The 9,890-nt window shown below is 49.9% G+C and carries 9 protein-coding genes; 5 read left to right on the top strand and 4 right to left on the bottom strand.

All coding sequences use genetic code 11. The features are described 5' to 3' along the window. Nucleotides 1-196: 196 nt before the first annotated feature. The 3 genes from H6A13_RS11770 to H6A13_RS11760 form a co-directional block, all read right to left on the bottom strand. The gene (locus H6A13_RS11770) at nucleotides 197-1,609 is read right to left on the bottom strand and encodes a deoxyguanosinetriphosphate triphosphohydrolase (RefSeq protein WP_204909756.1); all 1,413 of its coding nucleotides are present in this window, start codon (nucleotides 1,607-1,609) and stop codon (nucleotides 197-199) included. 17 nt (nucleotides 1,610-1,626) lie between these two features. Then, entirely contained in the window at nucleotides 1,627-2,673 is a 1,047-nt protein-coding gene (locus H6A13_RS11765) for a hypothetical protein (RefSeq protein ID WP_204909755.1), read from the bottom strand. A gap of 152 nt (nucleotides 2,674-2,825) precedes the next feature. Continuing rightward, entirely contained in the window at nucleotides 2,826-3,452 is a 627-nt protein-coding gene (locus H6A13_RS11760) for a 4'-phosphopantetheinyl transferase family protein (RefSeq protein ID WP_204909754.1), read from the bottom strand. Nucleotides 3,453-3,648: 196 nt separating this feature from the next. Between H6A13_RS11760 and aroF the strand changes: the two genes are divergently transcribed. From aroF to H6A13_RS11740, 4 genes are all read left to right on the top strand, one after another. Then, nucleotides 3,649-4,662, top strand: a complete 1,014-nt coding sequence (aroF, locus tag H6A13_RS11755; protein WP_204909753.1) for a 3-deoxy-7-phosphoheptulonate synthase — start codon at nucleotides 3,649-3,651, stop codon at nucleotides 4,660-4,662. A gap of 14 nt (nucleotides 4,663-4,676) precedes the next feature. Next, nucleotides 4,677-5,735, top strand: a complete 1,059-nt coding sequence (aroB, locus tag H6A13_RS11750; protein WP_204909752.1) for a 3-dehydroquinate synthase — start codon at nucleotides 4,677-4,679, stop codon at nucleotides 5,733-5,735. A 34-nt stretch (nucleotides 5,736-5,769) separates the two neighbouring features. Continuing rightward, nucleotides 5,770-6,513 (top strand): SDR family NAD(P)-dependent oxidoreductase, encoded by a 744-nt coding sequence (locus tag H6A13_RS11745; RefSeq protein ID WP_204909751.1) that lies wholly within the window; start codon nucleotides 5,770-5,772, stop codon nucleotides 6,511-6,513. A gap of 99 nt (nucleotides 6,514-6,612) precedes the next feature. After that, nucleotides 6,613-7,611 (top strand): hypothetical protein, encoded by a 999-nt coding sequence (locus H6A13_RS11740; protein WP_204909750.1) that lies wholly within the window; start codon nucleotides 6,613-6,615, stop codon nucleotides 7,609-7,611. A 71-nt stretch (nucleotides 7,612-7,682) separates the two neighbouring features. Here the strand turns inward: H6A13_RS11740 and H6A13_RS11735 are convergent, their stop codons facing one another. After that, nucleotides 7,683-8,714 (bottom strand): YeiH family protein, encoded by a 1,032-nt coding sequence (locus H6A13_RS11735; RefSeq protein WP_204909749.1) that lies wholly within the window; start codon nucleotides 8,712-8,714, stop codon nucleotides 7,683-7,685. A 175-nt stretch (nucleotides 8,715-8,889) separates the two neighbouring features. On the opposite strand from H6A13_RS11735, the gene H6A13_RS11730 reads away from it, so the two are divergent. Then, nucleotides 8,890-9,771, top strand: coding sequence for a LysR family transcriptional regulator (locus tag H6A13_RS11730; RefSeq protein ID WP_204909748.1), 882 nt, complete (start codon nucleotides 8,890-8,892; stop codon nucleotides 9,769-9,771). Nucleotides 9,772-9,890 lie beyond the last annotated feature (119 nt).

Below are 9,890 nucleotides of genomic sequence, written 5' to 3'. Positions count from 1 at the left end.
TCTTCCTGCAGATTCAGTCCTTTTCCGTGAATATGAAGCACACATTCCCGGTCGCCCTGCTCTGCTTTTACAAAGCCTACATTCCGAAGCCTTTTATCCTGTTCATACTCGTACAAATAACGAATAAACCGTTTCAATCCTCCACTTCCTTCTGCCGGTTTTACCACAATCTATTCTCCGGCATCCGGAATTATACCTAGATCATCGCCTTCAGCTCCTGATAGAGCCTTTTGGCGTAACTGTCCGTCATCCCGCAGATATAATCTGTTACCAGCAGGATCCGCAGATACAGCTTCTCCACTTCATTTTTCCCCCGCGCATGGTAATGATACGCGTTTTTATAATTATTGGATATGAAATAAACCATCCTGCGGTCGATCGAATTTAAAGCCGAGTCCGGATCGTCATATTTGATCGCAGCTGTCATAAACTGATCCATCAGATCATTGAGGATCACAGCTTCTTTGACCTCCATCCGGTAGATCGTTTCAGAGGTAAACACCTCCCTGTATGCCAGATCTCCCAGCAGATCCATCAGACCCTGGGCAAATGTCCGGTAAAACAGATCGTGCCGGTAGGTTCCGTTCATGATCTCCCGGTAGTTACTGGTGAATCCATAGGTGGCGCAGCTGATCAGGAATCCCTGCACCCGCACGATCCAGTTTTTCACCGCATATTCTTCCGGATCGGACACGCCTTTTTCCCGGCCTCTCCGATAGTACTCCTCCAGCTTTTCCGCCGCATGAAAGCCCCCCTCCGGTTCTTCCAGCGCCTGAAGCTCTTTCAGAAGTTTCGCATAGCTGACAAACCCTTTTACAAAGGCGTCTTCAATATCCGCCGTCTTATAGGCGATATCATCCGCCGCCTCCAGGATAAATGCCAGCGGATGGCGGGCTCCGTCTGTCCCCGTCTCCCTTTCAATCTCCTCATAGATCTCCCGGTCCGCCAGATAGTACCCCATCTTCTGCGTCCGGATATCTCCGGAATCTCGATCCACCTCAAGCGAGGATACCGGATATTTGATGATCGTCCCCAGAAGCGCATAAGTCAGATTCATACCGTTTTCATCAACCAGAAAATGCAGCTTGTTTACCAGGCGGAGCGCCTGGGCATTTCCTTCGAAGTGATAAAAATCTTCTGCCATGCAGGGTTTGAGCACCTCAGAGATGGGAGTCCCGTGAAAAGTCAGCACCTGCAGATTCCTCTGAAACCATTCCCGGATGGCGATTTCCCCGAAATGTCCAAAAGGCGGATTCCCGATATCATGGATCAGCCCCGCGCACTGAAGGATATGACAGATATCCTCCTTCATCCGCGGCGTAAATCCGGGATCTCTCCGGTATTCTAAAATATTTTCCCCGATATTCTGTCCCAGGGATTTTGCAAACGAGGATACTTCCAGGGAATGGGTCAGCCTGGTACGGATAAAATCACTTTTATCCAGCGGAAAAACCTGCGTCTTATCCTGCAGCCGCCGGAAAGACGCGCTTCCTATGATGCGGTGATAATCTTTTTCAAACTCGCTTCTTAGGTCCGTATTCCGGTACCGCCGGTTCGCGGCGGTACTTTCTCTTCTCCTCTTGGTAGATAATAACTGTTTCCAATCCAACGCTTCAACCGTCCTCTTTAGTCCAGATAGATCGGCGGGTCATAATCCTTTCCCATCAGCGCTTTTTTGCGTTCCTGGTATCCAAGGAATGCCCACTCTGTCATATCGGTCCATGTATGCTTTCCTCTGTCATAGACCTGCACATATCCGATCCGCGTCGGATGCATGCGCACACTATTGCTCTTATATTCTCTTCCTGTATAAGGATTGATATCTCCCTTTTCCAGATCCTCCTCATCAGACATCCTGAACTCTGCATAAGGATCTTCCGGCTCCTCCTCTGCTGCCGCTTCTTCCGGCTCTTCTTCGGTCGCCTCTTCGTAATATACAGGCTCTTCTTCGACCGCATAGGCTTCGGCCACCTGTTCCGCTATCGCTTCCGGCGTCCGGATCTTCAGTTCCTCTTCTTCAGAAAGTTCTTCCGGCTCCTTCGTTTCCGGCGCCTCGCTTATCGTCTCGTTCTCTCCGCTTCCCGCCGCTTCTTCCGGTCTGTGGATCTTCCGCATCAGATAAGAACGCCAGCCGTGCTTCTTCTCTTCTTTCTGGCGGCTCTTCTTCTCTTCCTGCTCCTGGATCCTGGCGTCAAGCTCTTCGTGAATATCCACCAGTTCCCCGATGGTAATATCTCTCTCCTGCGTTTCTTCCGGCTCCTCTGCGTACTCCGGCTCTTCTGTATATTCCGGCTCTGCAGTTTCCGGCTCTTCTGTATATTCCGGCTCTGCAGTTTCCGGCTCTTCTATTGTATATTCCGGTTCTGCAGCGGCTTCCTCTGCGGCAGCCTCCGGCTCTTTTTCATACACCGGCTCTGCAGGGCGGTTCTGTATTTTCTCTGTGGTAACGCCGTCTTCTCCTAGAATACTGAGCTGAAATGGACAATCAAGAATCTCTGCGATCATACGCATGTCCTGTTCCTGGAAATTATCCCGGCCCAGTCTCTGGGTCAGATTCTGGCGGGACATCTTTTTCCCGGTCCGTATCTCAATGGTCTCTGCGAGTTCCTTGATTGTCATGCCCCTGCGGCTTAAGATAAGTTTTACCTGTTCTCCAAATGTTAAATCCAGCATAACATGTCCTCCTTATTCATTTATTTTATACTCTCCTGCCGGTTTTATCTCTTGTGTAAACTTTTTTATTTCTTGATAAACCCAGTCTTTTCCCTTTCCTTATTTTAGCACCTGATCATACCCCCGTCAACAGTCCCTTGACGCCCGTTTTTTCATATTTTTTCAATGAAAATGTTCCCGTCAATCTCCGGATCTGTGGTGCAGACCGCCATCTTTGCGGGAATTTCTTCCACGGCATATTCCTGGTAAAAATAAGCTTCCGGATATTCGTCCGGTTTCTTTACAAGTACCGGCCGCCCGTCCTCGTCCCAGCCGATCTGAAACGAACGGGTATCCAGCCCCATCCCCCGCCTGGTTGCTTTCAGAAAGCTTTCCTTCAACACCCAGAACCGGTAAAACAGGTTCCGCCTCTCTTCTTCTCTTTCTTCTTTTAAGATATACGCATACTCCTCCTGGCAAAAAAACCGGCGGGCCGTCTTTTCCCGGAACTCTCCCAGCATTTCCAGGTCGCAGCCGACCCTGGCGCCCGGACGGGTACTGTACGCACACATCACATAATTTCCCGAATGGGACAGATTATAGCTGACGTCCTCCGGCAGGCCTTCCTTCCTGCAGACCTGCATCCAGAGGGTCCACACTCCTACGCTCTGCGCCCTGGCCTGCTCTTGTTTCAGGGAATCCGCCTTTTTCTTTCTCCAGTCCGGCAGCGCGGCGTAACAGGCATCATATTTTTCTCCGGAAAACAGCGGTGAGATATCCGCCACCCAGACTTTTACCATGATTTTTCTCCTTTTATCTCATAATACTTTGATTATAGCATTTTCCCCCTTATTTTCGGGAATTTTTTTCGCGCAGAATTACGGAAACCTGTTGACATCTTTCTTATATTAATGTAGTATACAATTGTTTTCACACTTTAAATAAGTAAAATTTTACAGTGTAAATATCTATACATCAGCAATGGAGGAACTTACGATGATTATTGTATTAAAACCGCGCGCAAAACAAGAAGATATCGCACGTGTGGAAGCGATGGTCAAACGCAAAGGCCTGGACTCCCATATCGTAGTCGGGGCGGAAATGACCATTATCGGCTGTATCGGCGACACAACACAGGTCGATCCCAAGCTTTTTGAGGTAGATTCAGCCGTTGATAAGGTCATGCATGTGCAGGAACCCTACAAACTGGCGAACCGCGCGTTCCATCCGGAAGATTCTGTCATAGACGTCTCCGGCGTAAAAGTAGGCGGCGGCTATCTGGCCATGATCGCAGGCCCCTGCTCTGTAGAATCCGTAGACCAGGTCATGGAAATCGCAAAGGCGGTAAAAGCTTCCGGCGCGAACCTGCTAAGAGGCGGCGCATTCAAACCCAGAACCAGTCCTTATTCCTTCCAGGGTCTTGGGCTGAAAGGTCTGGACATCCTCTGTGAAGTACGGGACGCCGTCGGTCTTCCCATCGTGACGGAACTAATGTCTCCGGATTACCTGGATATTTTCAATGAAAAAGTGGATCTGATCCAGATCGGCGCAAGAAATATGCAGAATTTTGATCTTCTGAAGCAGCTGGGCCAGGTGGATCGTCCGATCCTTCTGAAACGCGGATTAAACGCTACTTACGAGGAATGGATCATGTCCGCAGAATATATTATGGCGTCCGGTAATGAAAATGTCATTCTCTGCGAGCGCGGGATCCGTACTTTTGAAACCTACACCAGAAATACGCTGGACCTTCAGAGTATTCCTGTCCTGCGCAGACTGACCCATCTTCCTATAATCGTGGACCCAAGCCACGCAGGCGGAAAATGGTGGCTGGTGGACTCCATGGCAAAGGCTTCTGTTGCCGCAGGCGCAGACGGACTGATGATCGAAGTCCACAACAATCCGGAATGCGCCCTTTGCGACGGCGCCCAGTCCCTCAAGCCGCGTAAATACGACGATCTTCTAAGAGACGTTTCCCAGATCGCCGCAGTAACGGGCAAAACCTTTTAACAGGAGCAGACACCATGAAATTGACGGTTCATCTCGGGGAAAACAGTTACCCGATTTATATTGAAAATCACATTTTGGATCATGCGGCCTCCTATATTGCCGAAACATTCTCCGGCAGGCGGGTCATGATCATTTCCGACGATCAGGTGTACCCGCTCTATGGCAGCCGCCTGAAAGCACAGCTGGAAAAGCATTACGAATGCTTCCACCTGGTGCTTCCCCACGGCGAAGCCACCAAAAGCTTCCAAAACCTGCCTGTGCTCTACGGCGCCATGCTGGACGCGGGGATTTCCAGAAGCGATCTGGTGATCGCCCTTGGCGGCGGCGTGATCGGCGACCTGGCAGGATTTGCGGCCGCAAGCTATTTACGGGGCGTCCGTCTGATCCAGATCCCCACTTCTCTTCTTGCCCAGGTGGACTCCTCCGTAGGCGGAAAAGTTGCAGTGGATCTGCCCCAGGGAAAAAACCTGGCAGGCGCATTTTACCAGCCCTCCCTTGTGCTGATCGATCCCACAGTGCTGGACACACTTGCTCCTCATTTTGTCAGCGACGGCATGGGCGAAGTGATCAAATACGGCTGCATTAAAGACGCCGAACTTTTTGAACTCCTCCGTTCTCACCGTTCATTTGCGGATCTTCAGCCGGAACTTCCCTCTGTCATCGCCCGCTGCGTTGATATCAAGCGGCAGGTAGTGGAGGCTGACCAGTTTGACACCGGCGAGCGGATGCTTTTGAATTTCGGGCACACCCTGGCTCACGCCATTGAACAATACCACAACTATCAGAAAGAAAGCCACGGAGAGGCCGTGAGCATCGGCATGTATCAGATCTGCCGGCTTGCAGAAGAAAAAGGGCTCACCCGGGAAGGCACCGCCGAAAAGATCCTGGAAGTCCTGAATATCTACGGGCTTGCGCACAGCTGCGGGCTTCCGCTTGCAGACCTTCTGGGCGCCATGTCCCGGGACAAGAAAAATCTGCACGGCAGCTTGAACCTGATCCTTTTGGACGAAATCGGCAAAAGCCGGATCTACCCGACTTCCACCGGTTTCTTCCCTCTGGAACGGACGATCTGAAATACCTTGCATTAGATGAATGGAGGACAGAAACATGAAGTTACAAGATAAAATCACCGTCATCACCGGCGCAGGAAAAGGCATCGGCCGCGCCGCCGCTCTGGCTGCCGCCAGAGAAGGCGCCACCATCGTAGCCGTCGCCCGCACACAGGCCGATCTTGACGAAACCGTCGCAATGATCCAGGCAGACGGCGGCAGGGCCATTTCCCTTTCCCGGGATCTGACCTGCGGCGAAGAAGTCTGCTCCCTTGTGGACACAGTGCTTGAAAAATTCGGCCGCATCGACATCCTGGTCAACAACGCCGGCGGATATCCCAAAGAAATCTACGAAGGAAGAGAACACCAGGCCATCCGCCTCTGGGAGTGGAGCGAAGGCCAGTGGGATCAGATTATCCGCACAAACTTAAGGATTCCCTTCCTTTGCATGAAACATATCCTTCCCGTCATGATCCGGCAGGGCTCTGGCAAAGTAGTCAGCGTTTCCTCCCGCATGGGGAGGATTGCGTCACAGATGGGCGCCTATGCGGTAGCAAAAGGCGGAATCGTCACCATGACAAAAACAGCGGCCATCCAGACAAAAGAATACGGCATTCAGGTCAACGCCGTAGCCCCCGGCATCGTAGACACCCCCGGGCAGAGAGTCTACAATCACTCCGTCGGACAGGACGATGTAAAAATGGGCAGCGCCGAAGACGTGGCAAATGCCATCGTATATCTGCTGTGCGACGCACCAGACGTCATGACCGGCCAGTGCATCGATTTGTTTACCACCACTTAAATGGGGACGGGGGATTTTCGAAAATCCCCCGTCCCCATTTAAAGATGGTGGATAAAATTGTGGATAACCTTTTAAATAATGTGGATAAGGAGTGTATCTATGTATAAAGCGAAAGAACTTGCCGATTATCTTTCTTTTGATTCTGTTCCCTCTTCATGGGAACACTGTCTGGAAGATGCGTGGAACCTATATTCTCCGGACTGGCTCGAAAGAATGAATTTCAAAGAGATTATGGAGTTTTATGACCTGGAAGAACCTTTGCAGGCGCGGATACTGGCAGAACTGCATCTCCTGAATTCCGATGAGCGTTTGAATTTTCTCTGCTGGCTCTGGCATTATATCCTGTTTTATGCTTCTTCGGAGGACTGCGGCGACATCTGGACCTGGGACAGCCATTCAAAAGCTTTTTCCAGCCACGGATCTCCCATGATTGCGGTCATCGTCCTCCTCAGTGGCTCCCGCCTTCACAGAAATAATATGGAGAAATTTCATTTTGAACCGGAACAGGTTAGCATGCAAAAATATGGCATCCGTTATTACTGCGGCTGGGACATGAAAAAGCACGGAACCGACGGGATGCGTTTCCGCCAGATGATTTTTGCCAGCGGCCTGATTACCGGGCTTATGACCTGGCACGGACGCCTTCAATTCGAGTGGATCCCCGAAGGCTTTGCTCTGCTTGATCCTTTCTTTTCGGATCGCCCGCCGGCTGTCTTTATTCACATCCCGGAAGACGGACCGCTTGACGAGCCTTCTGTTTCTGCCGCTTTGAAATCCGCGCTTGCGCATATCCCCGGATACTACGATTTCCCTGCAGGCCATCCTCCCGTATTTTTCACACAAAGCTGGCTCTTAAGTCCGCAGTTGAAAGAATTTCTGCCTGCAGACAGCAGAATTCTCCGTTTTCAGAAATATTTTGAAATCCTGGACACTCAGCCCTGTCCCGGCGATTTCCTTTATTTTATTTTTGACCTGACTCATACGCCGGAATGCCTTGATAACCTGCCCGGGCAGACCCTGCTGCAACGGGAGATCAAAAAACGAATGATTGCCGGCGCTTCTCTGGATCGGGGACTCGGGGTGCTGAAAGAAGTCTAAAAATGTATAAAAACAGCGGTGCTCTTGATCCAAAAGATCGATAAATGCACCGCTGTCTTTTCATTTCAACTCTACCAAATTCCAAGCACATGCTGCATCCCAAGGCTCACCGCCGTAATCCCGATCCAGCACGCCATTCCCATCAAAATCGGTTTTCCTCCTGTTTTCACCAGCTTCACAATATTCGTGTTTAACCCCACCGCGGCCATAGCCATAATAATGAAAAATTTCGACAATTCCTTCAAAGGATTAAACATCTCCACCGGCACTCCAGCTGCAGATGCAACGGTTGTGATCACAGACGCTCCAATAAAAAACAGAATAAAAAACGGGAAAATCTGCTTCATGGAAACTTTTCCATTTCCTTCTCCTTTTTCTCTGCGCGTCCGCAGGAAAGCAAGCACCAGTGTGATCGGAATAATCGCCAGAGTCCGGGTCAACTTTACAGTGACCGCCTTATTAAGAGTCGCGCTTCCCAGCCCGTGCAGACTGTCCCAGGTAGACGCCGCAGCCGTCACAGAAGAAGTATCATTGACCGCTGTTCCGGCAAACACGCCAAACGCCTCCCCAGAATCCGTCGCAAACCCAAGAATGCCACCCAATGTCGGAAACAAAACAGCGGCCAGTACATTGAAGAAAAAGATGACCGAGATCGCCTGCGCCACCTCTTCATCATCCGCATCAATAACCGGCGCAGTCGCAGCAATCGCCGAACCGCCGCAGATAGACGAACCCACGCCCACCAACGTAGAAATCTTCCCCGGAATATGCATCGCCTTGTGCAGCACATACGCAATCACCAGCGATATCGTAATCGTTGAAAGAATAATCGGCAAAGACTGTTTCCCCGTCTGCAGGATCACCTGGAGATTTAAGCCGAACCCCAGCAGAATCACCGCATACTGCAAAATCTTTTTAGACGTATACTTAATTCCGCTCTCCAGATTCGACTTGTCCTTGATCAACAAAGTCAAAACCATCCCTGCAAGGATTGCAATCACCGGGCCGCCGACAATCGGAAACTGGCGCCCCAGAATCCAGGACGGCAACGCAATACAAAAACACAACAAAATCCCCTTCCAGTTCTTACTCACAAAATTCATTCAATAGCCTCCACATACAATCAATCATATTTTCACAAAACCACAAAAATAATAGCACGGTCTTTTCATAAAGTAAAATTATAAATATTTATTTTTTAATAAGTATATGTTATCATACCTATAATGGGGACGGGGGATTTCCGGAAATCCCCCGTCCCCATTATAGGAGGTTGCCATGCTTGATCATCGTGTTTTGACTTTTCTTACTGTCTGCGAGGAGCTGAGTTTCACCCGCGCTGCAGAAAAACTTCATATTACCCAGCCTGCTGTTTCTCAGCACGTCCGCTATATTGAAGATTATTACGGCATCCAGGCTTTCCGTTTTTCGGGACGCCGGATTTCGCTTACTGAAGCGGGGATCCTTCTTCGCGACTCCCTGACCTCACTTTGCAACAATGAGATCTATCTCAAAGAGCAGCTGGCTTCTGCCTGCGACCTGCAGCAGACCGTTCGTTTTGGCGCGACTTTGACTGTGGGAGAGTTTATGATCGCTGATCCGCTTTCGCATTTTCTTGCGGCGCATCCGGACTCAAACATCTCCGTCACGGTCGCCAATACGGCCCTTCTCCTGCAAAAGCTGGACGCAGGCGAGATTGATTTTGCTATTTTGGAAGGAAATTATCCTTCCCACCTTTACCAGCATGTTCCGTACATAACGGACCGGTTCATTCCCGTCTGCAAGAAGAACTACCGGTTTAAAAAGGCCCCGCAAAGTCTTTTTGATCTGACTTCGGAGCGGCTTCTTGTCCGCGAACCGGGCTCCGGCACCCGACGGATCCTGGAAGACGCCCTGTCGGAATACGGAATGGGGATCGAAACTTTCCGGCATGTTACAACCATTGGAAATATGAACACGATCAAAGATATGGTTAAGAACGGATGCGGTATTACGTTCCTTTATGAGACAGCCGCTGCGGAAGATCTCCGCGAAGGACTCCTGCAGAAAATAAATCTGCCGGACTGGCAGGTCCGGCATGAGATCTCTATTGTCTGGAAAAAAGATCATTTATTTGAGGACTCCTTGCGCGCCCTTCTGAAAGAACTTTTCCATATATAAATATTTCTTCAAACTTTGTTTACATTTTTTTCTTATTTTAAACACAAAATCAACACAAGTTTTTTCTATACTACAATTGTTCAAAAAATTTGAACAAAATCTTTTTCATAACTTTTTCC

The organism is Mordavella massiliensis (assembly GCF_016902415.1).
Lineage (GTDB): Bacteria > Bacillota > Clostridia > Lachnospirales > Lachnospiraceae > Merdimonas > Merdimonas faecigallinarum.
The sequence above is the reverse complement of the archived record's forward strand: the minus strand, read 5'-3'. Positions and strand labels throughout refer to the sequence as shown.